Annotated in this window: 23 protein-coding genes; 8 read left to right on the top strand and 15 right to left on the bottom strand. The window is 67.1% G+C overall.

Annotation, left to right across the window (positions count from 1 at the left end; genetic code table 11):
- Positions 1-2: 2 nt before the first annotated feature.
- The 6 genes from NU688_RS17835 to NU688_RS17810 all read right to left on the bottom strand — a co-directional run bounded on the left by NU688_RS17835 (position 3) and on the right by NU688_RS17810 (position 7285).
- The gene (locus NU688_RS17835) at positions 3-1121 is read right to left on the bottom strand and encodes a 3-deoxy-7-phosphoheptulonate synthase (protein ID WP_257862100.1); all 1119 of its coding nucleotides are present in this window, start codon (positions 1119-1121) and stop codon (positions 3-5) included.
- Between the two features lie 228 nt (positions 1122-1349).
- Positions 1350-1895: a hypothetical protein gene (locus NU688_RS17830; protein ID WP_257862099.1), complete on the bottom strand. Its 546-nt coding sequence runs from the start codon at positions 1893-1895 to the stop codon at positions 1350-1352.
- A gap of 79 nt (positions 1896-1974) precedes the next feature.
- Positions 1975-3435 carry a metalloprotease TldD gene (gene tldD, locus NU688_RS17825; protein WP_041942779.1) on the bottom strand — a complete coding sequence of 487 codons (1461 nt, stop codon included), beginning with the start codon at positions 3433-3435 and terminating at the stop codon, positions 1975-1977.
- A 56-nt stretch (positions 3436-3491) separates the two neighbouring features.
- Positions 3492-4646, bottom strand: coding sequence for a rod shape-determining protein RodA (gene rodA / locus NU688_RS17820; RefSeq protein ID WP_257862097.1), 1155 nt, complete (start codon positions 4644-4646; stop codon positions 3492-3494).
- Positions 4647-4678: 32 nt separating this feature from the next.
- Entirely contained in the window at positions 4679-6535 is a 1857-nt protein-coding gene (locus NU688_RS17815; RefSeq protein ID WP_257862096.1) for an ATP-binding protein, read from the bottom strand.
- Between the two features lie 6 nt (positions 6536-6541).
- Positions 6542-7285: a response regulator transcription factor gene (locus NU688_RS17810; RefSeq protein ID WP_257862094.1), complete on the bottom strand. Its 744-nt coding sequence runs from the start codon at positions 7283-7285 to the stop codon at positions 6542-6544.
- A 368-nt stretch (positions 7286-7653) separates the two neighbouring features.
- Here NU688_RS17810 and NU688_RS17805 point away from each other — a divergent pair, with 368 nt between their 5' ends.
- The 5 genes from NU688_RS17805 to NU688_RS17785 are packed head-to-tail and all read left to right on the top strand — an operon-like array spanning position 7654 to position 12878.
- Entirely contained in the window at positions 7654-8247 is a 594-nt protein-coding gene (locus tag NU688_RS17805) for a YqiA/YcfP family alpha/beta fold hydrolase (RefSeq protein WP_257862413.1), read from the top strand.
- A gap of 48 nt (positions 8248-8295) precedes the next feature.
- On the top strand, positions 8296-10356 hold the full coding sequence (locus NU688_RS17800) for a ribonuclease catalytic domain-containing protein (protein ID WP_257862093.1): 2061 nt from the start codon (positions 8296-8298) through the stop codon (positions 10354-10356).
- A 49-nt stretch (positions 10357-10405) separates the two neighbouring features.
- A complete protein-coding gene (locus NU688_RS17795; RefSeq protein ID WP_257862092.1) occupies positions 10406-11257 on the top strand; it encodes an energy transducer TonB in 852 nt (283 codons plus the stop codon).
- Positions 11258-11280: 23 nt separating this feature from the next.
- Positions 11281-12138, top strand: coding sequence for a shikimate dehydrogenase (gene aroE, locus NU688_RS17790; RefSeq protein WP_257862091.1), 858 nt, complete (start codon positions 11281-11283; stop codon positions 12136-12138).
- Positions 12135-12878: a transglycosylase domain-containing protein gene (locus NU688_RS17785; RefSeq protein WP_257862089.1), complete on the top strand. Its 744-nt coding sequence runs from the start codon at positions 12135-12137 to the stop codon at positions 12876-12878. Before aroE ends, NU688_RS17785 begins: the two co-directional genes overlap by 4 nt.
- On the opposite strand, the gene NU688_RS17780 is transcribed toward NU688_RS17785, so the two are convergent.
- Positions 12823-13263 carry a DUF2809 domain-containing protein gene (locus tag NU688_RS17780; RefSeq protein ID WP_257862088.1) on the bottom strand — a complete coding sequence of 147 codons (441 nt, stop codon included), beginning with the start codon at positions 13261-13263 and terminating at the stop codon, positions 12823-12825. The genes NU688_RS17785 and NU688_RS17780 overlap by 56 nt on opposite strands.
- A gap of 9 nt (positions 13264-13272) precedes the next feature.
- Between NU688_RS17780 and NU688_RS17775 the strand changes: the two genes are divergently transcribed.
- The 3 genes from NU688_RS17775 to ruvC are packed head-to-tail and all read left to right on the top strand — an operon-like array spanning position 13273 to position 15678.
- Positions 13273-14133: a lysophospholipid acyltransferase family protein gene (locus NU688_RS17775; RefSeq protein WP_257862087.1), complete on the top strand. Its 861-nt coding sequence runs from the start codon at positions 13273-13275 to the stop codon at positions 14131-14133.
- A 1-nt stretch (position 14134) separates the two neighbouring features.
- Entirely contained in the window at positions 14135-15124 is a 990-nt protein-coding gene (locus NU688_RS17770; RefSeq protein ID WP_257862085.1) for a phosphatidate cytidylyltransferase, read from the top strand.
- Between the two features lie 5 nt (positions 15125-15129).
- Entirely contained in the window at positions 15130-15678 is a 549-nt protein-coding gene (ruvC, locus tag NU688_RS17765; RefSeq protein WP_257862084.1) for a crossover junction endodeoxyribonuclease RuvC, read from the top strand.
- A gap of 3 nt (positions 15679-15681) precedes the next feature.
- Here ruvC and NU688_RS17760 read toward each other — a convergent pair whose 3' ends face one another.
- The 8 genes from NU688_RS17760 to murC form a co-directional block, all read right to left on the bottom strand.
- Entirely contained in the window at positions 15682-16071 is a 390-nt protein-coding gene (locus NU688_RS17760) for a hypothetical protein (protein ID WP_257862083.1), read from the bottom strand.
- Positions 16072-16136: 65 nt separating this feature from the next.
- On the bottom strand, positions 16137-16313 hold the full coding sequence (locus NU688_RS17755) for a hypothetical protein (protein ID WP_257862082.1): 177 nt from the start codon (positions 16311-16313) through the stop codon (positions 16137-16139).
- Between the two features lie 21 nt (positions 16314-16334).
- Entirely contained in the window at positions 16335-17258 is a 924-nt protein-coding gene (lpxC, locus tag NU688_RS17750) for a UDP-3-O-acyl-N-acetylglucosamine deacetylase (RefSeq protein ID WP_257862081.1), read from the bottom strand.
- Positions 17259-17459: 201 nt separating this feature from the next.
- Positions 17460-18671 carry a cell division protein FtsZ gene (ftsZ, locus tag NU688_RS17745; protein WP_257862080.1) on the bottom strand — a complete coding sequence of 404 codons (1212 nt, stop codon included), beginning with the start codon at positions 18669-18671 and terminating at the stop codon, positions 17460-17462.
- Between the two features lie 170 nt (positions 18672-18841).
- The gene (gene ftsA, locus NU688_RS17740) at positions 18842-20071 is read right to left on the bottom strand and encodes a cell division protein FtsA (protein ID WP_013539446.1); all 1230 of its coding nucleotides are present in this window, start codon (positions 20069-20071) and stop codon (positions 18842-18844) included.
- Between the two features lie 22 nt (positions 20072-20093).
- Entirely contained in the window at positions 20094-20882 is a 789-nt protein-coding gene (locus NU688_RS17735) for a cell division protein FtsQ/DivIB (protein ID WP_257862078.1), read from the bottom strand.
- Between the two features lie 2 nt (positions 20883-20884).
- The gene (locus NU688_RS17730; protein WP_257862077.1) at positions 20885-21856 is read right to left on the bottom strand and encodes a D-alanine--D-alanine ligase; all 972 of its coding nucleotides are present in this window, start codon (positions 21854-21856) and stop codon (positions 20885-20887) included.
- Positions 21853-23331, bottom strand: a complete 1479-nt coding sequence (gene murC, locus NU688_RS17725) for a UDP-N-acetylmuramate--L-alanine ligase (protein WP_257862076.1) — start codon at positions 23329-23331, stop codon at positions 21853-21855. The genes NU688_RS17730 and murC overlap by 4 nt, the downstream gene beginning before the upstream one ends.
- Positions 23332-23379: the final 48 nt, after the last annotated feature.

Raw genomic sequence — 23379 nt, 5'->3', positions numbered from 1 at the left:
CTTCAACCGCGGCGGGCCTTGACGGCCTGCGACAGCGTCTCGAGCACCTGCACCGAATCGTCCCAGCCGATGCAGGCGTCGGTGATGCTCTTGCCGTATTCGAGGCCCGAAAGCTTGTCCTTGCCCGGCGTGAACTTCTGGGCGCCGGCCTGCAGGTGGCTCTCGATCATCACGCCGAACACGCGGTTCGAGCCGCCGGCGATCTGTGCGGCGATGTCCTTGGCCACGTCGATCTGCTTCTGGTGCTGCTTGGAGCTGTTGGCATGGCTGCAATCGACCATCAGCGTGGGCGGCAGCTTGGCGGCTTCGAGGTCCTTGCAGGCCGCCTCGACGCTGGCGGCGTCGTAGTTCGGCGCCTTGCCGCCGCGCAGGATCACGTGGCAGTCGCGGTTGCCGTTGGTCTGCACGATCGCGACCTGGCCGTTCTTGTGTACCGAGAGAAAGTGGTGGCCGCGGGCCGCAGCCTGGATGGCGTCGGTGGCGATGCGGATATTGCCGTCGGTGCCGTTCTTGAAGCCGATGGGGGCCGAAAGACCCGAGGCCAGTTCGCGGTGCACCTGGCTTTCGGTGGTGCGCGCACCGATCGCGCCCCAGGAGATCAGATCGCCGATGTACTGGGGCGAGATCACGTCGAGGAACTCGCTGCCCGCCGGCAGGCCGACGCGGTTGATGTCGATCAGCAGCTGGCGCGCGATGCGCAGGCCTTCGTCGATGCGGAAGCTTTCGTCCAGGTATGGGTCGTTGATCAGGCCCTTCCAGCCGACGGTGGTGCGCGGCTTCTCGAAGTACACACGCATCACGATCTCGAGGGTGCCGGCGTATTTCTCGCGCTCGACCTTCAGGCGCTTGGCGTACTCGACGGCGGCAGCCGGGTCGTGGATCGAGCAGGGCCCCATGATCACCAGCAGCCGGTCGTCCTTGCCGGCCATGATGTTGTGAACGTTGCGGCGGGTGCCCTCGATCAGCGTTTCGACCGGCGTGCCGCGAATCGGGAAAAAGCGGATCAGATGTTCAGGAGGGGGCAGCACGTTGATGTCCTTGATGCGTTCGTCGTCGGTCTTGCTGGTTTTTTCGACGCTCGCATACCAGCTGTCGCTGGCCGGGGCAGTGTTCGTGCTCATGGTGCTGTTCCTTGTTGGAGTGAATATCGTCAGGGCATAAAAAAACCGCCGGGGCTTGAGGCGCCGGCGGTTTTGGGAGGGTGTTCGTTTGCTTTACGCGCTCGCCTCTCGTCCGCCGGAAACCGGGAACCAAAAGTAGGCAAAAAAGTAAGCGCGGAGGGCGGACATAGGGGCGGAATGTAGCACGGAAAACAAAGACCCGGTCAAGCGGCCGGGTCCCGGGGTGGTTTACCGGTAGCCCGATTCGTTGGCGTTGTGAATGATCCAGATCAGGTTGCCGCTGGAGAAATCGCCCATGCCGCCGCCCGCGAAGATCAGCCGTCCCTGGCCCTTGTAGGTCATCTCGAAACGGTGCCGGTCGCTGCCGAAGTAGAACGGAATGAAGGCCTTGCCCGTCACATAGGCGCCCTGGTCGGTCGGCGGGCCGGTGAGGTCGGTGACCTGCCTGGCACTCATGCCGATCTGCAGGCGGGTGAACTTGCTGTTGCGCGCCGGATTGCCGGTGATCTCGCCTTCGTAGCCGTTCAGGCCCTTGACGGTGCGGCCGCTGCCGGCCTCGACCTTGGAAGAATCGGTCACGTTGCCGCGGCCATCCATGCCGGCGCCGGAGCCGCTGCGCGCGGGCGCTGCCGGAGCGGCGGCCGCGGGCGCAGGCGCAGGGGCGGCCTGGGGCTGGCTGCCCGAACCGCCGCGCGATGCGCAGCCGACGCTGCCCAGCGCAACCAGAGCGGTCATGGCCCAGAGGGCCGCGGGCGAGTTGATCCTGTTCCCCATGAAATGCTCCTTGAATGCGTCGTGCGCAAAAGGGCGCAGCTTAGCAACCGGAGGAAACGCCCGGCAAGTGCCGAAAGTCCTAAGCCGTTCCACCTACCGTGAGCCCGTCGATGCGCAGCGTGGGCTGGCCGACGCCCACGGGCACGCTCTGGCCTTCCTTGCCGCAGGTGCCCACGCCGGAATCGAGCGCCATGTCGTTGCCGATCATGGTCACGCGGGTGAGCGCGTCGGGGCCGTTGCCCACGATGGTCGCGCCCTTGACCGGGTACTGGATCTTGCCGTTCTCGACCCAGAAGGCCTCGCTCGCCGAGAACACGAACTTGCCGCTCGTGATGTCGACCTGCCCGCCGCCGAAGTTGGTGGCGTAGAGGCCCTTCTTGATGCTGGCCACGATTTCCTGGGGGTCCTTGTCGCCGCCGAGCATGTAGGTATTGGTCATGCGCGGCATCGGGACGTGGGCGTAGCTCTCGCGGCGGCCGTTGCCGGTGGGCTTGACCTTCATGAGGCGGGCATTCATCGAGTCCTGGATGTAGCCCTTGAGGATGCCGTCCTCGATCAGCACGTTGCGCTGGCTGGCGTTGCCCTCGTCGTCGACGTTGAGCGAGCCGCGGCGGTCGGCGATCGTGCCGTCGTCCAGCACCGTGACGCCCTTGGCGGCCACGCGCTGGCCGATGCGGCCCGAAAACGCGCTCGAGCCCTTGCGGTTGAAGTCACCCTCCAACCCGTGGCCGATGGCCTCATGCAGCAGGATGCCGGGCCAGCCGGAGCCGAGCACCACGGTCATCTCGCCGGCCGGCGCCGGGCGGGCGTCGAGATTGGTCAGCGCGGCCTTCACGGCCTGGTCGACGTATTCGGCAATCTTCTCGTCGTCGAAGTAGGCCAGGCCGAATCGGCCGCCGCCGCCGCCGGAGCCGACTTCGCGGCGGCCGTTCTGTTCGGCAATGACGGTGACCGAGAGGCGCACCAGCGGGCGCACGTCGGCGGCCAGCGTGCCGTCGGCGCGTGCCACGAGCACCACGTCGTATTCGCTCGCCAGGCCCGCCATGACCTGGGCCACGCGCGGATCGCGCGAACGCGCCAGCTTCTCGGTCTTCTCGAGCAGCTTGACCTTGGCCGTGCTGTCGAGCGTGGAGATGGGGTCGACGCCGTTGTAGAGCGACCGGCTCGAGGCGATCTTGCGGGTCGGCGTCTTCACGCGGCCGGTGCGGCCTGCGGAGGAAATCGAGCGGACCGTGCGAGCCGCATCGAGGAGCGAGGCTTCGGAAATATCGTCCGAATAGGCGAATGCGGTTTTCTCGCCGCTGACAGCGCGCACACCGACGCCCTGGTCGATGCTGAAGCTGCCGGTCTTGACGATGCCCTCTTCCAGGCTCCAGCCCTCGCTGCGCGTGTACTGGAAGTAGAGGTCGGCGTCGTCCACCTTGTGGGAGGTGATCTCGGCGAGGGCCTTGCTCAGGTGCGATTCGTCGAGTCCGAATGGCGTGAGCAAGAGTTGTTGGGCTGTTGCCAGGCGCTCGATGGTGGGTTCGCGAGAGATCATGAGCGCCATTCTAGGCAGCCACCCTCTTCCGTGCCGCCCCAAAGGGCACTCCGGCGCTAGTTCTGCGCCAGCTTCCTCGCCCGGGCGATCGACATCAGGATGCCCAGCCCCAGCCCCAGCGTCACCATCGCCGTCCCGCCGTAGCTGATGAACGGCAGCGGCACCCCCACCACCGGCAGGATGCCGCTCACCATGCCCATGTTCACGAAGGCGTAGGTGAAGAAAATCATCGTGACCGCCCCTGCCAGCAGCCGCGAGAAGAGTGTCGTCGCGCTGGTCGCGATGGCCAGTCCGCGGAAGATGAGGAGGATGAAGGCCGAAATCAGCGCCAGGTTGCCCACCAGCCCGAATTCCTCGGAATAGGCGGCAAAGATGAAGTCGGTGGTGCGCTCGGGAATGAATTCGAGGTGCGTCTGGGTGCCCTGCATGAAGCCCTTGCCGCCGACGCCGCCCGAGCCGATGGCGATCATCCCCTGGATGATGTGGAAGCCCTTGCCCAGCGGGTCCTTGCTCGGGTCGAGCAGCGTGCACACGCGCTGCTTCTGGTAGTCGTGCAGCACCCGCCAGTCGACGCCGTCGGCGCACAGCCTCGACTCGAAGCTCACGATCAGCGTCACCACAATGGCGCCGATCAGCACCGGCGGCACGATCAGCTTCCAGGGCAGCCCGGCGAAGAAGATCACCGCCATGCCCGCGGCCAGCACCAGCAGCGAGGTGCCCAGATCAGGCTGCTTCATGATGAGCCCGACCGGCACCGCCAGCAGCACCGTGGCCACCACGAAATCGAGCGGCCGCAACTGGCCTTCGCGCCGCTGGAACCACCAGGCCAGCATCAGCGGCATGGCGATCTTCAGGATTTCGCTGGGCTGGATCACCACGCCCACGTTGATCCAGCGCTGGGCGCCCTTCTTGGTGATGCCGAAGAGCGCCACCGCGATCAGGAGCGCCACCCCCGCCGCGTAGAGCGGCACCGCGAACATCATCAGCCGCTGCGGCGGCACCTGCGCCACCACGAACATGATGAAGCCGGCCAGCAACATGTTGCGGCCATGGTCGACGAAGCGCGAGCCGTGGTCGTAGCCGGAGGAATACATGGTCAGCAGCCCGGCGAAGGCGAGCAGCAGCACGGCGAAGGCCAGAAAGCCGTCGAAGCCCTGGAAGATGGGCGCAATTCGACGCGCCAGGGAGGGCTGATTGAACACGGCAGACATGGGGGCGGATTATCCGCGCCCCGCATGCCCTTTCAGCCGAAAGCGAGCTGAACGACCGTGCGCCCCGGTCGGCTTTCGACTGCCAGCCGCGCGCCGATCGCGCCCGACCGCTCCCACAGCGCCCTCGGGACCTGCGAGGCGTCGAAGCCCCGGCCGTTGTCGATCACCCGCAGCCGCACGGTGTCACCCTGCATGTCCGCCTCGATCCGCAGCACGCTGGCCTGCGCGTGCTGCAGCACGTTGGAGATGGCCTCGAACAGCAGGAACTGCAACTGCCGCATGGCGTGCGCATCGAGCAATTGCACCGGCCCGACCTCGTCCACCGCCCATTCGAACTCGATGCCCGCCGCTGCCAGCCGCGGTTCCAACCGGTAGCGCAGCGCCGCCAGCAGCGCGCCGACATCGCCCGGCGGCAGGTGGATCGAATCGATCGACAGCTTGAGCTGGTCGAGCGAGTCGCGCAGCGTGCGCAGCAGTTCCTCGGAGCTGGTCTGGCCCGACTGCAGCTGCCGGATCGCCGAGCTGATGTGCGAACCCACCCCGTCGTGCATGTCGCGCAGGATGCGCTCGCGCTCGTGGGTGCGGGCCTGGTCGCGCGCCACCTGTTCGAGCTCGGCATAGGTCAGCGCCAGTTCGCGCTCGCGCTGCGCCACCCGGTCGGCCAGCGCCGCGACCCATCCGCGCGCCTGCGTGCTCACGGCGTGAAAGCGTCGCAGCACGATCAGGAGCAGCGCGATGCCGAAGAAGATCGACGAATAGCGCACCCAGGTGGTCTCGCCATAGGCGTCGCTCAGGCGGATCACCAGCCAGTCGCGCATGCCGAAGGCCACCGTCACGAGCGCCGCGATGGCCACCAGCATCCGCTCGGTGCTCGGGTGGCGTACGGTCGCCACCACGAAACCGCCCACGAAGACGCCGATGATCACGATCTCGATGGCGAGCCAGCCGGTGAGCCACAGGGGCTGTTCGCGCTGCAGCGCCAGCGCACTCGCCACCACTGTTCCGGCGACCACCGCGGCGAGCGGCCAGCGCAGCCACTGCAGGCGGGGATTCCGGGCCCACCCCGCGAGGTGGTAGCAGAACATCATGGCCGACGCCGCCCAGCCCGCATAGCAGGCGGCCATCAGCACGCCCCAGGGAACCCAGGGCAGCGGCGGCTCGGCGATCACGCCGTCGGCCACGCGGATCGCCCAGCAGAACTCGGCGAGCGCCGCCCAGAAATAGATGCCGTCGCGCCGGTGCCGCCCCACGGCGCCGGTGTCGACCTGCGTGAGCCACAGCGCCAGCGCAATGCTTCCGACGATCAGGCTGAAGGCGGTCAGCAGCACCGAGCCGGTGAAGCGCCAGGCATAAGCGCTCTCGAAGAGTTCGGTGCGCACCGGCGTGGCGGGGCCGACGACGATGCGCGAGAGGCCTGCGCGCCGCGCGCTGTCGGCGCGCAGGTGGATCTGCAGGTGGTTCTCGCCGGCCTTCAGCAAGCGTCCGGGCACGGGCACATAGATGGGCGCCTTGGCGTAGTCGGCGTCGTTGCCCACGCTCATGTCGCCGTAGACCTGCAGCAGCGCCCCGTTGAGCTGCACCTCGAAGACGTTGCCGACGCGGGGAATGAAGATGCCCCAGGGCGTTTCCGGCGCGACCGCGAGGGTGAACGGCAGATCGAAGCTCGCAAGGCCGGGCCGACCCCGGTGCTGGCGGTCCCAGTGGTAGGACAGCTCGACCGGTCCGGTGCGGGTGATGCCGTCGACCGATGTCGTGATGGTGCCCTGGCGCAGTTCGATCGAGCCATCGGCCGCCTGGAGCGGCTCCGCCGACGCGGCCCCCATGCCGCCAGCGCCGGTCACCAGCACCGCCAGCCACAGCGAAAGCAGTGCGCCCAGCCTCGCCAGCATCCGTCCTCAGCCCGGGTGAGGCAGCAGGCCGAGGCGCGTGGCCTCGAAGACCGCCTCGCTCTTGGAATGCACCGCGAGCTTGCCGTAGAGGTTCTTGATGTGGGTCTGCACCGTGTGCACGCTCAGGCCCTTGAGCCGCGCGATTTCCGCATACGAGAAACCGCGGGCGATCAGCGTCAGCACCTCGTGTTCGCGCGCGGACAGCAGGCCGCGCTCGCTCTCGTCGAAGGCGGCCTCGGGTGCGGCGGCGCTCAGACCGAGGATGCTGGCCGATTGCAGGCTGCGGTACTTGGCCAGCACCCGCCGCGCGATCATGGGCGAGATCGGCGATGCGCCGGCCTTCATCTCCACGATGGTCTGTGCGATGTCCTCGGGCGCGGCGTCCTTGTGGATGTAGCCCACGGCGCCGGCCTCGATGCTGGCGAGCACGTTCTCCTCGTCGCCGAAGACCGACACCACCAGCGGCTCGCAGCCGGGAAAGCGCGCGACGGCGTCGCGGATCACGTCCAGGCCGGTGCCGTCGGGCATGCCGAGGTCGACCAGCAGAACATCGGGAATCGTCGTGGTGCGCGCCAGCCAGCCCAGCGCCTCCTGCACCGTGCCCGCGCTGCCGAGCCAGAAAAGACGCGGGCTGCGCTGCACGCTGGCTTCGAAGAAGGCGCGCGCGCGGCTGTCGTCCTCGACCACGAGCACGCCCCAGCGGCGCAGCGTCCCGTCATCCAGAGCCTCTGTATTCATGGGATGAAGCATAAGCCTCGATGCGCCCCCGAACGCCGCGCACGCATACCCCTTTCATGGGATGCGCACTGCGGATCGCATCCCGAAAATTGGGCGCTTTCTTTTTCTTTTTTGCCGCGGGTTCATCGCCGTGCGTGCGACGCCGGCAACGAGGAGCAGCCGATGAATACTTTCGAACTCCAGCCAGGCGACCGTCGCAGGGCCGAGGTCGACGGGACATTCATGCGCTGTAAGTAGTTATGAGTTATCGCTTTCCCCAAGAACCCCTCGCCGCAGGGTTTTTGAATGCCGCAAGCCCCTTTGCAGGCACAGACCTCATGCAGAATTACTTGGCCTCGGCCAGCGAGGTGCGGCGTTCGCACCTTCCCGCCCTTCCCCCCATGGACCCGCAAACCACCCATCTGCTGTACCTGCACGGCTTCCGTTCCTCGCCCCGTTCGACCAAGGCGAGGCTCGTGGCGCAGCGCGTGGCGCAGGCGCATCCGAACCTGGAGTGGTGGTGCCCGCAATTGCCGCCCTCGCCGCACGACGCCATCGACATGGTGATGAAGGGCATCGCGCACTGGCCGCGCAAGTCGATGGCCGTGATCGGCTCGTCGCTGGGCGGCTTCTACGCCACCTACGTCGCCGGCATGACGCGCTGCCGCGCAGTGCTGCTCAACCCGGCCGTGTACCCGGCGCGCGACCTCACGCGCTACATCGGCGACCAGACCGTCTGGCACGACCCGGCCGAGCATTTCTATTTCCGGCCCGAGTACATCCACGAATTGCGTGCCATGGAAGTCGGCTCGCTCACGCGGCCCGAGCGCGTCTTCGCGATCATCGCCAAGGGCGACGAGGCGCTCGACTGGCACGAGATGTCGGCGCGCTATCCGGACAGCAACGTCAAGCTGCTGGAAGGCAGCGACCATGCGCTGTCGGATTTCGAGACGGCGCATCTCGATGACGTGATGGCGTTCATCAACCCGGTCTGAGCATCGTGGGGCCGGGCCGCCCCATCCCGCGTGGGAGAATCCGCGCCTATGTTTGTATTGTTTGAAGAAGCCGGCAAGTACCTCGGCGGCCGTGTCCTGTCGGAGGCTGAAGCCTCGGCGCAGGTCGAGCTCGAGACCGGCAAGCGCGTCAAGGTCAAGGGCGCCAACATCGTTCTGCGTTTCGAGAAACCGTCCCCGGCCGAGCTGATCGCCGAGGCGCGCACGCTCGCCGCTGCGATGGACCTCGACCTGGCCTGGGAATTCGCAGCCGAAGGCGAGTTCGGCTTTGCCGACCTGGCCGCCGACTATTTCAGCGACAAGCCCACGCTCGCCCAGCAGGCGGCCGCGCTGTTCGCCCTCTTCGAGGCGCCCCACTACTTCCGCCGCGCGGGCAAGGGACGCTTCAAGAAGGCGCCGGCCGAGATCGTGCAGCAGGCGCTCGCCGCCATCGAGAAGAAAAAGGTCATCCAGGCGCAGATCGTCGAATGGGCCGGGCAACTGGCCGAAGGCGTATGCCCGCAGCCGATTCGCGAGCAGCTCTACAAGATCCTGTTCAAGCCCGACAAGAACGCCCCCGAATACAAGGCCGTGGTCGATGCCGCGCGCGCCACGCAGCGCCCGCCGCTCGACCTCTTGGAACGTGCCGGCGCGATCGACTCGCCCTACCAGTTCCACTGGCGCCGCTTTCTCTTCGAGAACTTCCCCAAAGGCACCGGCTTTCCGGCGCTCGCGGCACCGGCCATCGCGGACGAGCTGCCCGTCGCCATCGGCGTGCAGGCCTTCTCGATCGACGATTCGCAGACCACTGAAATCGACGATGCGTTGTCTGTGCAAGGTCTTGGCAGCGGCACCATCACCGTCGGCATCCACATCGCGGCGCCAGCCTTGGCGCTCACGCCGGGCAGCGCCATCGACAACGTCGCGCGCGCGCGCATGTCGACGGTCTACATGCCGGGCTACAAGATCACGATGCTGCCTGACGAGGTGGTCAACACCTACACGCTGCTCGAAGGCGCGGACCGCCCGGCCGTGTCGCTCTATGCGCGCTTCGATGAAGCCACGCTGGAGTTGCAGGGCACCGAGACCAAGCTCGAACGCGTGCCCATCGTCGCCAACCTGCGCCACGACCAGCTCGACAGCGTCGTCACGCAGCCCTGGCTCGAAGACGCCACGGTCACGAGCCCTGACACCCCCGAGGCCGCCGCAAATTTGCGCGCCCCGCTCTCCTTCCTGTTCCGCCTCGCCAAGCAGCTGAAGGCGCAGCGCGAAGTGGTGCGCGGCAAGCCCGAGAACTTCAACCGGCCCGACTACAACTTCCGCCTCGTCGGCAACGACGGCAACGAACCCACCGGCAACGAGCAGGTGCAGATCACCACGCGCCAGCGCGGTGCGCCGCTCGACCTGATCGTCTCGGAAGCGATGATCCTGGCCAACAGCAGCTGGGGCGGCTGGCTCGGAGAACTCGGCGTGCCCGGGCTCTACCGCAGCCAGGCGAGCCTGGCGCCCGGCATCAAGGTGCGCATGGGCACGCGCGCGCTGCCGCATGCGGGCCTGGGCGTGAAGAGCTATGCGTGGAGCACCTCGCCGCTGCGCCGCTACACCGACCTCGTGAACCAGTGGCAGATCATCGCGGCCGCCCGCCACGGCAAGACCGCCGCGCTGGCCGCACCGTTCAAGCCGAAGGACGCCGACCTGTTCTCGATCCTCTCGGGCTTCGACGCGGCCTATGCAACCTACAACGGCTACCAGGGCGGCATGGAACGCTTCTGGACGCTCAAGTACCTGCAGCAGAACGGCATCACCGAGCTCGAAGCGACGGTCATCAAGGACATTCCCAACGGCGCGCTGGTGCGTGCCGATGCGCTGCCGCTGGTGTTCCCGGTGGCCGGCCAGCAGGAACGCGGTGCGCGCCTGCGCGTGAAGCTCGGCGAGATCGACGAGATCGCGCTCGACGTGAGCGGCACCGTGCTCGAACGCCTCGATGCGCCGAAGGCCGATGCTTCCGCCGAGGATGAAAGCGGCGAGGATGAAGAAGAAGTCGCTGGCCCGATCGCCATTGCCGTCGATTTGAGCGACAGCGAGGCCGCGCCAGAAAACACACCTGCATGAACTTCGGCGGAACGTCCGGAGAAATGCAGCCCCTGGAGGAGTTTCGAGAATGAACTTCAAGGACCTCAGCACGCTGCAGATTGCACTGGGCGTGTCGGTCATTGCGCATGCCGCGCTGCTGGCGGTGCGCTTCGTCGATCCCGAGTCGTTCAACCGCGCGTTCACCGACACGCCGCTCGAGGTGATCCTGGTCAACAGCAAGACCAAGGAGCGGCCCGACGCGAATGCCAAGCTGATGGCGCAGACCTCGCTCGCGGGCGGCGGCGACCTCGACAAGGGGCGCGCGACCAGCCCGCTGCCGCCGTCGAGCTTCACCGCCGTGGGCGACTCGTTCGAGGACGCACGCCGCCAGGTCGATTCTCTGCAGGCCGAGCAGATGCAGATGATCACGCAGCTCAAGCGCGACATCGCCGCGATGCCGGTGCGCGATCCGCGCAATGCGGGCGACCCGACCGAAGCGGCCGCACAGGAAGAAAAGCGCCGCCAGATGGTCGAGCTGCTGGCCCAGATCGAGCGCCGCGTGAACGAGGAAAATTCGCGCCCCAAGAAGCGCTACATCAGCCCGTCCACGCGCGAGGCCGCCTTCGCGGTGTACGTGGACACCATGCTGCGCCGCGTCGAAGCGCGCGCCGCCGAAAACTTCCCCGAGCTGGCCGGCAAGAAGCTGTACGGCGAACTCAAGATGACGCTGACCGTCAACTTCGACGGCAACGTGCTCGCCGCCGTCGTCGACCAGAGCTCGGGCAACATCGCGCTCGACCGCCGGGCGCAGGCCATCGTTCGCAGCACCGGCAACTTCGGCAAGTTCACGACCGCGATGCGCCAGGAGCAGGCCGACCAGATGGTGATCCAGGGCACGTTTCGCTTCGCGCGCGACGGCACGATGGAAATCTCCCAATAAGCAGAAACAGCGAGACCGCAGCGATGGACCTGTACTGCGTCATGGGCAACCCCGTCGAGCACAGCCGCTCGCCGCGCATCCATGCCCGCTTTGCCGAACTCTGCGACCAGCAGATGGACTACGGCCGCCGGCTGATTCCGCTCGGTGCCTTCGCCGAAGGCATTGCCGCATTCCGCCGTGAAGCCGCCGAGCGCGGCGACAGCGCGCGCGGCTGCAACATCACCGTGCCCTTCAAATTCGAAGCCGCCGCATTGGCGCAGCACACCAGCGAGCGCGCCACGCTCGCGCAGGCGGTCAACACGCTGCGCTTCGAAGCCGACGGCAGCATCCATGCGGACAACACCGACGGCATCGGTCTCGTCAACGACATCGTCCACAACGCGGGCGTGCCGCTGGCGGGCAAGGAGCTGCTGCTGATCGGTGCCGGCGGTGCCGCCGCCGGCGTGCTGGGCCCGCTGCTGGATGCAGGCGCTTCACGCATCGTGGTGGCCAACCGCACCATCGACAAGGCCGTTGCGGTGGTCCAGCGCCATGCCGCGCTCGCGCTCCGCCACGGCGCCACGCTCGAAGCCTGGGCCCTCGACGAAGTGCCGGGCAACTTCGACGTGGTGGTCAACGCCACCGCCTCTAGCCTGGCCGGCGATGCGGTGCCGGTGAGCGCGCAGGTGCTGCGCCCCGGCGCGCTTGCGGTCGACATGATGTACGGCCCCGCGGCCGAAGGTTTCATGGCCTGGGCCGAGGCGCATGGCGCCGTGCCGCGCGACGGGCTCGGCATGCTGGTCGAGCAGGCCGCGGAATCGTTCGAGATCTGGCGCGGCGTGCGACCGCCTTCCGCGCAGGTGCTGGCCGAGTTGCGCGCATCGCTCGCCGCGAGCCAATGAAAGCGGTGCTGCGCCTCGTCGCCTGCCTCGCGGTGGCGGCTCTCGCGCTCGCACTCTTCTTCGTGGTGCGCATCGCGGCGATGGCGGTGATCGATCCGCAGAGCACCGCGTTCCAGCGCTCCGAGGCCTGGCAGGTCGCCATCCACCAGGGCAGCGAGGGCGGCTGGCGCCAGGAGTGGGTGCCGTATGCGCAGATCAACGACACGCTCAAGCGCGCCGTGATCGCGAGCGAAGACGCCGGCTTCGTCGATCACAACGGCGTGGAGTGGGAAGCCATCGAGCGAGCGCGCCAGCGCAATGCCAAGGCCGAGGAACTGGCGGCCAAGCGCGCAGCGCGGGCCGCGGCGCGCGGCAAGCCGGTGCAGCCGGTGCGCCTGCGCGGCGGCTCCACCATCACGCAGCAGCTCGCGAAGAACCTGCTGCTTTCGGGCGAGCGCACGATGCTGCGCAAGGGCCAGGAGCTGGTGCTCGCGACGCTGCTCGAGGTGTTTCTCGACAAGCGCCGCATCCTGGAGATCTACCTGAACAACGTCGAATGGGGCGAAGGTGTGTTCGGCGCCGAGGCCGCATCGCAGTATTACTTCCGAAAGCCGGCCTCGCGGCTGGGCGCCAACGAAGCCGCGCGGCTTGCGGTGATGCTGCCGAGCCCCAAGTTCTTCGAGCGCCGCCCCGGCTCGCCGTACCTCAGCGGACGGGCGTCGACGGTCGTGGCGCGGATGTCGTCGGCCGAACTGCCCTGAAGCCCCTGGCGCTCAATGCCTCAAAGGCCAGCACGGCCGCGAAGCCGATCGTGTAAGCCACCACATCCCACCAGTCGGCCGTGCTACCGAGCACGATGCGCAAGGCCCGGTTCGGAATGTGCAGGTGCCACGCCGACGCCAGGAACTGGCCCAGTTCGACCGCGCAGCCCACGCCGAGCGCGGCCAATGCCAGCGGCAGCACGCGCGCGGCGATGAAGGTCTTGAAGACGAAATAGACCCACACCACGGCCAGCACGTCGCCGAAGAAACTGCGCAGCCAGCCCCATCGCGCACCGACGGTGGCCAGCAGCACAAGCACAACGAACAGGGCCACCGCCCACGCCAGTGAAAGAGGATCGAATCGCCATCGCATGGCCCGTATCATCGCGCCCATATGCTGGCAAAGCTCACAGGTTGGTTGTTGTTGGGAATCGTCCGGTTGCTCACGGGCGCGCAGGCGCGCTGGTACGGCTGTCCACCGAAGGCCGAGCAGCGCATCTATTTCGCCAACCACCAGAGCCACGCCGACCTCGTGATGATCTGGGCGGCCCTGCCCGAGGAACTGCGCAGCATCACGCGGCCGATCGCGGCGCGCGACTACTGGGCCAACACGCCGGTCAAGCGCTGGATCACGACGGAGGTGTTCAACGCGGTGTATGTGGAGCGTGCGGCCACGGCGCCTGCTGCAGTTGCTGCGCCCGAACCGATGCAGGCTGAGCCAGCGCCTGAACCAGCTGTCGTTGCAGCGCCGGCCGAGCGCGTCGAGCCTTCGATGGAACCGCTGCTGCCGGCCACACCGCCCGTCGCGGAAGCCGTGAACGAACTGCAGGGTGAACTCGACCTTCCGGCGCCACCACCGCCGCCCCCACCCGTCGCGCCACCGCCGTTCGTTGCGGAACCGGCGCCACCAGCCGAACCCGCACCACCTGCACCCGATCCTCTCGCACCCCTCGTCGAGGCGCTGCGCAGCGGCGACTCAATCATCATCTTTCCCGAAGGCACGCGCGGCCACACGGGCGAGCCGCAGAAGTTCAAGTCCGGCCTCTACACGCTCGCGACGATGTTCCCCGACGTGGTGCTCGTGCCGGCCTGGATCGACAACGTGCAGCGCGTCATGCCCAAGGGCGAGATCGTGCCGGTGCCCATTCTTTGCTCCGTCACCTTCGGCGCGCCGATCCGCGTCGAAGACGGCGAGGAGCGCCGCCCTTTTCTCGATCGCGCGCGTGCCGCGGTGATTGCATTGCGCGACATCTGACATGAACCAGTTCCTGCGCAGCCTCACCCCGACCCAGCAGGTCGCGGCGCTCTTCCTCATCGTCTTCGGCGTGCTGGTGATCATCAGCACCACCGCCTTCTTCCTGAGCTTCCGGGAAAAGCGCAACCCGGTGCACGACGCCACCTGGCAGGCCGAGCTCGCGCATTACCGCGCGCTGCTGGGCACCACCTGGTTCATGGTGATCGTGTTCTGGATCGGCTGGGCGCTCGGCGAAACGGTGGCCACGGTGCTGTTCGCACTGATCTCGTTCTTCGCCCTGCGTGAGTTCATCACGCTCTCGCCCACGCGGCGCGGCGACCACCGCAGCCTGATCCTCGCGTTCTTCGTGGTGCTGCCGATCCAGTTCTGGCTGGTGGCCACGGCGCGCTTCGATCTCTTCACCGTGTTCATTCCGGTCTATGTGTTCCTCGCGATCCCGGTGGCGAGCGCGCTGGCGAACGACCCGAGCCATTTCCTCGAGCGCAACGCGAAGCTGCAGTGGGGCATCATGGTCTGCGTCTACGGCATGAGCCATGTGCCGGCGCTGCTGCTGCTGAGCTTTCCGGGCTACGAGGGCAAGAGCGCGTTCCTCGTGTTCTTCCTGGTGTTCGTGGTGCAGACCTCGGTGCTGGTGCAGCACGTCATTTCGCGCCGGACGCAGCGTGCGCCGTTCGCACCCAACGTGAGCCGCAGCTTCAACTGGACCAGCTGGGGCATCGGCATCGTGGTGGCCAGCCTGGTGGGTGCGCTGTTCTCGTTCATCACGCCGTTCAAGTTCGGGCAGGCGCTGGCGGTGTCTGTCATCGCGTGCATCGCGGGCTCGATGGGGCACCTCGTGATGAAGGCGCTCAAGCGCGACCGCGGCATTCCGAACTGGGGCAAGAAGGGCGTAGGCGTGACCGGCGCGAACGGCCTGCTGGACCGTGTCGATGCGCTGTGCTTCGCGGCGCCGATCTTCTTCCATTCGATCCGCTGGTACTTCAACGCCTGACAGACATGCGCATCCTCGGCATCGACCCCGGCTTGACGACCACCGGCTTCGGCGTGGTCGATGCGGACGGCCATGCGCTGCGCTATGTCGCGAGCGGCACCATCAGCACGCGGCACCTGGGCAGCGGCAACCTGCCGGCGCGCCTGAAGGTGCTGTTCGACGGCATCGCGGAAATCGCGGCGCGCTACCAGCCCGATGCGTCGGCGGTGGAAATCATCTTCGTCAACGTCAACCCGCAGTCGACGCTGCTGCTGGGACAGGCGCGCGGCGCCTGCGTGACCTCGCTCGTGAACAGCAACCTCACGGTGGCCGAGTACACCGCGCTGCAGATGAAGAAGGCGGTGGCGGGCCACGGCCAGGCCGCCAAGGCGCAGGTGCAGGAGATGGTGAAGCGCCTGCTCGACCTGCCGGGGTTGCCGGGCGCCGACGCGGCCGACGCGCTGGGCATCGCGATCACGCATGCGCAAGTCGGCCGTTCGATGGCGCGGCTGGCCGAAGCGGCCGAGCTGTCGAAGACCCATGCCGGCACGTACCGGCAAGGGCGTTCGCGCTGACCGCTACCTGCGGAAGTCCAGCCGCCCGTTCGTCCAGCGCCCGTCGATGCGCCGGTTGTCCACGATCATCCCGACCCAGGGGCGCGTGATGTCCGGACTGCTCAGGTTGATGTAGCGGCCCATCAATGTGTCGGGTGCGATGTAGCGGACGTCGAGCAAGGCATGGCGTTCGCCATTGCGCCAGTCGAACATCAGGTAGAAGCGGCCGCCGGCCACCTTGACCATCGCCTTGCCTTCTTTCCAAGCCTCCGCGGTGTCGCCGGGGATGGTGGGGGCCGCGCCGCCGCTCAGTTCGACGCTGTCGGCGAATTCGTCCACATCGGCGGCGTCCGGGTCCGGGTCCTCCTGAACGCCGAACGGATTCCTCGTGGGTTGTTCAGTGTGTGTGTTCATGGCGTCATCGTGCGCCGGTGTCCGTGGCTTCGCATGCCGTTTCCGGACATGCGAACGGCCAAAAACTAGGCCACGCGCTCTGCGATCAGCACCGCGAAGAAACCGAAGGCCGCGAGCAGCGTCCACTTCAGCACGATCCAGCCGACGCGCTTGTACTTCGCCTGCCCGGTGCCTGCATAGAACGCGAACGACACGCCGGCCACCAACAGAAGCAGCAGGATGGCCCAGCGGAAGAGAAGCATCGGTTGGAGGCGGCAGCTCGCCTACCAGGCCCGCGCCACTTCGCCGAAGCCGCGCGGTGCGCGCTTCTCGTCGTCGAAGGTCACGACCTCGTAGGCATCGCTGTTCGCCAGCAGTTCGCGCAGCAGCTTGTTGTTGAGCGCATGGCCCGAACGGAACGCGGTGTAGGCCGCGAGCAGCGGCTTGCCGATGATGTACAGGTCGCCCATCGCATCGAGGATCTTGTGCTTCACGAACTCGTCGTCGTAGCGCAGGCCACCGGCATTGAGCACCTTGGTGTCGTCCATCACGATGGCGTTGTCCAGGCCGCCTCCGCGCGCGAGTCCCTTGCTGAGCATGTACTCGAGTTCCTTCGTGAAGCCGAAGGTGCGGGCCCGCGCGATGTCGCGGCTGTACGAATCGGTGCCGAGGTCGAACTCCACGCGCTGGCCGGTGGAATTGACCACGCGGTGATCGAAGTCGATCTCGAAGCTCAGCTTGTAGCCGTGGTACGGCTCCAGCCTCGCCCACTTCTCGTTGGCGCCCTCGCCTTCGCGCACCTCGACCTTGCGGGTCACGCGGATGAAGCGGCGCGGCGCCCTCTGCAGTTCGATGCCCGCGCTTTGCAGCAGGAACACGAAGGAGGAAGCCGAGCCGTCGAGGATCGGCACTTCGTCGGCCGTGATGTCGATGTAGAGGTTGTCGATGCCGAGACCGGCGCAGGCCGACATCAAATGCTCGACCGTCTGCACCTTCGCGCCGCCGGTCGAGACCGTGGAAGCGAGGCGCGTGTCGGTGACCGCCTCGGCGGTCATGCGGATCTCAGCGGGTTCGGGCAGGTCGACGCGGCGGAACACGATGCCCGTGTCGGCCGGGGCCGGTCGCAGGGTCAGTTCCACGCGTTGCCCGCTGTGGAGCCCCACGCCCACGGCGCGGCTGATCGACTTGAGGGTTCGTTGTTGCAGCACGCCGGGGATTTTAGGCGCGCCACGGCTGTGACGGCCTATTCCCCTCGCTATGGCAGCGATAGACATCGGTTCTATGCAATCCAGACGATGGACGCAAAGGGCACGAAGCGAACGCAGCGCCTAGAGCCAGCAGAAGTCCCTTTCAGGTCTTCCCTGTACCCCTTGCGAACCTTCGTGCCCCGAGCGTTCGGTCGCCTTCCGTCAGTCGGCCTGACGGCGCAGGAAAGCGGGAATCTCGAAGTCGTCCATGCCACCCGACGACAGCGCATCCACCTTGGCCGCGGCCATCGTGCGGTTGGTGCGCCACACGCTGGGAACCGCCATGCCGTCGTAGTTCGGCTGGCTGCTGCCGCCGCCGTGGCCGCCGTTGCCACCCATGGTGGGCACGTTGAACGGGATGTTGTCGGTGCCGGTGCGAATGACTTCCAGCGTCGGTGCCTGGCGGCGTGCATCCGCGCGCGACAGGCCCGTGGCCACCACGGTCACGCGCATCTCGTCGCCCAGGGCTTCGTCGTAGGCAGCGCCGTAGATCACATGCGCATCGGGCGAAGCGTAGGCGCGGATGGTGTTCATCGCGAGCTTCGACTCGTTCAGCTTCAGCGAACCCTTCGATGCCGTCACCAGCACCAGCACGCCCTTGGCGCCCGAGAGGTCGATGCCTTCGAGCAGCGGGCAGGCCACGGCCTGTTCGGCAGCGATGCGTGCACGGTCCGGACCGGCAGCCGCAGCGGTGCCCATCATGGCCTTGCCCGGCTCGCCCATCACGGTGCGCACGTCTTCGAAGTCGACGTTCACGCCGCCGTACTCGTTGATGATTTCCGAGATGCCGCCCACGGCGTTCTTGAGCACGTCGTTGGCGTGCGCGAAGGCTTCGTCCTGGGTGATGTCTTCACCGAGCACGTCGAGCAACTTCTCGTTGAGCACCACGATCAGCGAATCGACATTCGCTTCGAGTTCGGCCAGGCCGTCGTCCGCGTTCTTCATGCGGCGGCCGCCTTCCCAGTCGAAGGGCTTGGTCACCACACCCACGGTGAGGATGCCCATTTCCTTGGCGATGCGCGCGATCACCGGCGCAGCGCCGGTGCCCGTGCCGCCACCCATGCCGGCCGTGATGAACAGCATGTGCGCGCCGTCGATGGCCGCGCGGATTTCGTCCACCGCGGCTTCGGCGGCTTCACGGCCCTTGTCGGGCTTGCTGCCGGCGCCCAGGCCGCTGGTACCGAGCTGGATGATCTTATTCGCGTTGCTGCGGGTGAGTGCCTGCGCGTCGGTGTTCGCGCACACGAACTGCACGCCCTGCACACCACGCTCCATCATGTGGGCGACCGCATTGCCGCCACCGCCGCCGACGCCGATCACCTTGATCTGCGTGCCTTGATTGAATTCTTCGACTTCGATCATTTCGATGGTCATTTCTAACTCCTTGAATATTGCAGTTGCCGTTTTGTATCTATGAATAATTCTTTTGCCGTGACGAGTTCAACGAGAGCGTCGTCACGATGGTGGACCTGTTCGTCGCCATCGCTCGTTGAAGTGCAACGGAGGACTGCCGCGTGCGAGCCAGAGTGAGGAGTGGTTCATGGTCAGAAGTTCCCCACGATGAAGTCCTTGAAACGTCCGAACGCAGTCTTTACCGACCCGTTCTTCTGCGCGACCTTGAAGCCGCGCATGCGTGCGAAGCGCGCCTCTTCGAGCAAGCCCATCACGGTCGCCGCGCGGGGCTGCGCCACCATGTCGGACAACGCGCTCGAATACTTCGGGATGCCGCGGCGCACGGGCTTGAGGAAGATGTCTTCGCCCAGCTCGACCATGCCCGGCATCACCGCGCTGCCGCCGGTGAGCACCACGCCCGAAGAGAGCACCTCTTCGTAGCCCGATTCACGCACCACCTGCTGCACGAGCGAGAAGATCTCCTCGATGCGCGGCTCGATCACGCCGGCCAGCGCCTGCTTGCTCAGCATGCGCGGGCCGCGGTCACCCAGGCCCGGCACCTCGACCTGCTGATCGGGGTCGGCCAGGAGCTGCTTGGCATAGCCGCTCTCGACCTTGATGTCTTCCGCATCCTTGGTGGGCGTGCGCAGCGCCATCGCGATGTCGCTCGTGATGAGGTCGCCCGCGATCGGAATCACGGCCGTGTGGCGGATCGCGCCGTTGGTGAAGATCGCAACATCGGTGGTGCCCGCGCCGATGTCCACCAGCACCACGCCCAACTCGCGCTCGTCTTCGGTCAGCACCGCCTGGCTGGAGGCCAGCGGGTTCAGCATCAGCTGGTCGACTTCCAGGCCGCAGCGGCGCACGCACTTGATGATGTTCTCGGCCGCGCTCTGCGCACCGGTCACGATGTGCACCTTGGCTTCCAGGCGCATGCCGCTCATGCCGATCGGCTCCTTCACGTCCTGGCCGTCGATCACGAACTCCTGCGGTTCCACCAGCAGCAAGCGCTGGTCGCTCGAGATGTTGATCGCGCGCGCGGTCTCCACCACGCGAGCCACGTCGGCGGGCGTCACTTCCTTGTCCTTCACCGCCACCATGCCGCTCGAGTTGATGCCGCGGATGTGGCTGCCGGTGATGCCGGTGTAGACGCGGCTGATCTTGCAGTCGGCCATCAGCTCGGCTTCTTTCAGCGCCTGCTGGATGCTCTGCACCGTGGCGTCGATGTTCACCACCACGCCGCGCTTGAGGCCATTGCTCGGCGCGATGCCGAGCCCGGCGAGCTTGAGCTCGCCGCCGGGCAGCACTTCGGCCACGACCACCATCACCTTGGCGGTGCCGATGTCCAGTCCTACGACCAGGTCTTTGTATTCTTTGGGCATTGAAATATGTCCTCGGTATTCGCTACTTGATTCTTCTTGGGGCCTCGGGCGAGACCGTGGTGACGCCGCGCAGCCGCAATGCATACGCGTCGTTGTGGCGCAGATCGGCGCCTTCGACGTCGGCCACCGTGCGGTGGTACTGGCCCGCGACCTGGGTCACGGTCTTCAGGAAGCGCTGCAGCCTCGCCGACACCTCTTCGCTCTGCCCGCGCCCCAGCTCGATCTGCGCACCGCTGTCCAGCACCACCTTCCAGCTGCCGCGGCTGGACAGCGTGAGCTCGTCGATGCCGAAGTCGTAGGGCTGGAACTGCGGCGCAAGCACGCGGTACATGCCGAGCACCTGCCCGGCCTGCTCGATCGGGCCGTCCAGGCGCGGCAGGTTCTCGTCCACCTCGGCCACGTTGGCCTCGAACACGTCGCCGAAGCCGTTGATCAGCTTGGAGCCCGCCTCGTCGCCCCAGCTGGCCACCGGCACCTGCTCGGTCAGCGTCACGCGCAGCTTGTTGGGGAACTCGCGCCGCACCACCGCACTGCGCACCCACGGCACCGCTTCGAAGGCGGTGCGCGCACGCGCGAGGTCGATGGTGAAGAAGTTGCCCGAGAGCTGCGGCGCCACGTTGGCACGCAGCGTGACCGCGTTGTTGTGCGTCACTTCGCCGTCCACCTTGATCCCCGCGAGCGGGAAGAAAGGCTGGCGCAGCACCCACCACGCACCCGCGGCAAGCAGCATGAGCGCCACCGCCGCGAACGCGAGGTTCGCCACGATGTTCATGAGCTTGACGTCGAAGGGCGCCTGGATGCTGTCGGCCATGGCTATTGCGCTCCTCCCCTGGCATCCAGCGAGGCCGATGCCAGCACGCGCAGGCACAGCTCCTCGTAGGGAATGCCCGCCGCGCGCGCCGACATCGGCACCAGCGAATGGCTGGTCATGCCGGGCGAGGTGTTCATCTCGAGCAGGAAGGGCTTGCGGTCGCTGGCGCGGATCATCACGTCGGCGCGGCCCCAGCCGCGGCAGCCGAGCGTGTGGTACGCGGCCAGCGTGATGCGCTGGATCTCGTGTTCCTCATCAGCCGGCAGGCCGCTCGGGCACTGGTACTTCACGTCGTCAGTGAAGTACTTGTTCTGGTAGTCGTAGGCACCCTCGGGCGCGGCGATGCGCACCACCGGGAGAGCGCGCGCATCGAGCCCCTGGCCGAGCACGGCGCAGGTCACTTCCTCGCCTTCGATGAACTCCTCGCAGAGCACGTCGGCGTCGTATTTCGCCGAGAGCGCGACGGCGTCCTGCATCTGCGAATAGCCTTCGACCTTGGTCACGCCGATGGACGAGCCCTCGCGCGGCGGCTTCACGATCAGCGGCAGGCCGAGCACGTCGGGCACCACCCTGATCTGCTCGCGGCTCTGCTGGTCGAAGGCCAGGCGCACGTACTTGGGCGTCGGCAGGCCGTCGGCCTGCCAGATGCGCTTGGTCATGACCTTGTCCATCGCCACGCTCGAGGCCATGACGCCCGAGCCGGTGTAGGGAATGCCGAGCAGCTCGAGTGCGCCCTGCACCGTGCCGTCCTCGCCATGGCGGCCGTGCAGCGCAACGAAGCAGCGCGCGAAGCCTTCGCGCTTGAGCTCGACCAGCTCGCGCTCCGACGGATCGAAGGCATGCGCATCGACGCCGCGCGAGCGCAGCGCCTCGAGCACGCCGGTGCCCGACATCAACGAGACCTCGCGTTCCGCGGAACTGCCGCCGAACAGCACGGCGACCTTGCCGAAGAGTTTTGGATCCTGAAGGCTCACGATGCCCTCCCCTTGCGCGAGGTGCGCTCCGATGTTGTTGACGAGGGCGCGGCTGCTGGCGCCGGCGCTGTCGCAGCACCGCCGAGCTCGACCACCTTGCCCGGCACCGCGCCGATGGAACCAGCGCCCATGGACAGCACGACGTCGCCCGCACGGGCGTTGTCCAGGACCGCCTGCGGCATGGCCGCGATGTCGTCGACGAACACCGGCTCGACCTTGCCGGCCACGCGCAGCGCGCGCGCCAGCGTGCGACCGTCGGCCGCCACGATGGGCGCCTCGCCGGCGGCATACACCTCGCCGAGCAGCACCGAATCGGCCGTGCCGATGACCTTCACGAAATCCTCGAAGCAGTCACGCGTCCGGGTGTACCGATGCGGCTGGAAAGCCAGCACCAGCCGGCGGCCCGGGAAAGCGCCGCGTGCGGCGGCGATCGTGGCCGCCATCTCGACCGGGTGGTGGCCGTAGTCGTCGATCACGGTGAAGCTGCCCGCACCGCCCGGCACGCGCACCTCGCCGTAGCTCTGGAAGCGGCGGCCCACGCCCTTGAAGCCGGCCAGGCCGCGCTGCACCGCCTCGTCGGGAATGCCGAGCTCGACCGCCACCGCGATCACCGACAGTGCATTGCGCACGTTGTGCTCGCCCGGCAGGTTCAGCACGATGGGCAGGTCAGGCAGCGTCACGCCGTTGCGGCGCTGCGCGGTGAAATGCATCTGGCCGCCAACGGCGCGCACGTCGACGGCGCGCACCTGGGCGTCCTCGCCGAAGCCGTAGCTTGTGACCGGGCAGGTGACCTCGGCCACGATGTCGCGCACCGCCGCGTCGTCGGTGCAGAGAATGGCCACGCCGTAGAACGGCATGCGGTGCAGGAAGTCGACGAACGCCTTCTTGAGCTTCGCGAAATCGTGCCCGTAGGTCTCCATGTGGTCGGCGTCGATGTTCGTGACCACCGCCATCACGGGCAGCAAGTTCAGGAACGAGGCATCCGATTCATCGGCCTCGACCACGATGTAGTCGCCGCTGCCGAGCTGCGCATTCGCGCCGGCGCTGTTCAGGCGCCCGCCGATCACGAAGGTCGGGTCGAGCCCGGCCGCGTCGAGCACGCTCGCCACGAGGCTGGTGGTGGTGGTCTTGCCGTGCGTGCCCGCGATCGCGATGCCTTGCTTCAGGCGCATCAGCTCGGCCAGCATCAGCGCACGCGGCACGACCGGAATGCGCTTCTCGCGCGCGGCCAGCACCTCGGGGTTGTCCGACTGCACCGCGGTGGAGGTGACGACCGCATCCGCGCCGTCGATGTGCGCGGCCGCATGGCCCACGAAGGTGCCGATGCCCAGGCCCGCAAGCCGGCGCAGCGTGGCGCTGTCTGACAGGTCGGAGCCGGTGATCTTGTAGCCCAGGTTGAGCAGCACCTCGGCGATGCCGCTCATGCCCGAGCCGCCGACGCCGACGAAGTGAATGTGGCGGATCGCATGCTTCATACGCGGCCTCCATTCATCGGCGATGCGAATTGCATGGCGAGCGCAGCG

The organism is Variovorax sp. ZS18.2.2 (genome assembly GCF_024701975.1).
In the GTDB taxonomy this organism is placed as follows: domain Bacteria; phylum Pseudomonadota; class Gammaproteobacteria; order Burkholderiales; family Burkholderiaceae_C; genus Variovorax.
The sequence above is the reverse complement of the archived record's forward strand: the minus strand, read 5'-3'. Positions and strand labels throughout refer to the sequence as shown.

Excerpts from the sequence above, each read along its gene's own strand:
- NU688_RS17835 (WP_257862100.1), bottom strand. The coding sequence starts at position 1,121 with ATGAGCACGAACACTGCCCCGGCCAGCGACAGCTGGTATGCGAGCGTC.
- NU688_RS17830 (WP_257862099.1), bottom strand. The coding sequence starts at position 1,895 with ATGGGGAACAGGATCAACTCGCCCGCGGCCCTCTGGGCCATGACCGCT.
- tldD (WP_041942779.1), bottom strand. The coding sequence starts at position 3,435 with ATGATCTCTCGCGAACCCACCATCGAGCGCCTGGCAACAGCCCAACAA.
- rodA (WP_257862097.1), bottom strand. The coding sequence starts at position 4,646 with ATGTCTGCCGTGTTCAATCAGCCCTCCCTGGCGCGTCGAATTGCGCCC.
- NU688_RS17815 (WP_257862096.1), bottom strand. The coding sequence starts at position 6,535 with ATGCTGGCGAGGCTGGGCGCACTGCTTTCGCTGTGGCTGGCGGTGCTG.
- NU688_RS17810 (WP_257862094.1), bottom strand. The coding sequence starts at position 7,285 with ATGCTTCATCCCATGAATACAGAGGCTCTGGATGACGGGACGCTGCGC.
- NU688_RS17805 (WP_257862413.1), top strand. The coding sequence starts at position 7,654 with ATGGACCCGCAAACCACCCATCTGCTGTACCTGCACGGCTTCCGTTCC.
- NU688_RS17800 (WP_257862093.1), top strand. The coding sequence starts at position 8,296 with ATGTTTGTATTGTTTGAAGAAGCCGGCAAGTACCTCGGCGGCCGTGTC.
- NU688_RS17795 (WP_257862092.1), top strand. The coding sequence starts at position 10,406 with ATGAACTTCAAGGACCTCAGCACGCTGCAGATTGCACTGGGCGTGTCG.
- aroE (WP_257862091.1), top strand. The coding sequence starts at position 11,281 with ATGGACCTGTACTGCGTCATGGGCAACCCCGTCGAGCACAGCCGCTCG.
- NU688_RS17785 (WP_257862089.1), top strand. The coding sequence starts at position 12,135 with ATGAAAGCGGTGCTGCGCCTCGTCGCCTGCCTCGCGGTGGCGGCTCTC.
- NU688_RS17780 (WP_257862088.1), bottom strand. The coding sequence starts at position 13,263 with ATGATACGGGCCATGCGATGGCGATTCGATCCTCTTTCACTGGCGTGG.
- NU688_RS17775 (WP_257862087.1), top strand. The coding sequence starts at position 13,273 with ATGCTGGCAAAGCTCACAGGTTGGTTGTTGTTGGGAATCGTCCGGTTG.
- NU688_RS17770 (WP_257862085.1), top strand. The coding sequence starts at position 14,135 with ATGAACCAGTTCCTGCGCAGCCTCACCCCGACCCAGCAGGTCGCGGCG.
- ruvC (WP_257862084.1), top strand. The coding sequence starts at position 15,130 with ATGCGCATCCTCGGCATCGACCCCGGCTTGACGACCACCGGCTTCGGC.
- NU688_RS17760 (WP_257862083.1), bottom strand. The coding sequence starts at position 16,071 with ATGAACACACACACTGAACAACCCACGAGGAATCCGTTCGGCGTTCAG.
- NU688_RS17755 (WP_257862082.1), bottom strand. The coding sequence starts at position 16,313 with ATGCTTCTCTTCCGCTGGGCCATCCTGCTGCTTCTGTTGGTGGCCGGC.
- ftsZ (WP_257862080.1), bottom strand. The coding sequence starts at position 18,671 with ATGACCATCGAAATGATCGAAGTCGAAGAATTCAATCAAGGCACGCAG.
- ftsA (WP_013539446.1), bottom strand. The coding sequence starts at position 20,071 with ATGCCCAAAGAATACAAAGACCTGGTCGTAGGACTGGACATCGGCACC.
- NU688_RS17735 (WP_257862078.1), bottom strand. The coding sequence starts at position 20,882 with ATGGCCGACAGCATCCAGGCGCCCTTCGACGTCAAGCTCATGAACATC.
- murC (WP_257862076.1), bottom strand. The coding sequence starts at position 23,331 with ATGAAGCATGCGATCCGCCACATTCACTTCGTCGGCGTCGGCGGCTCG.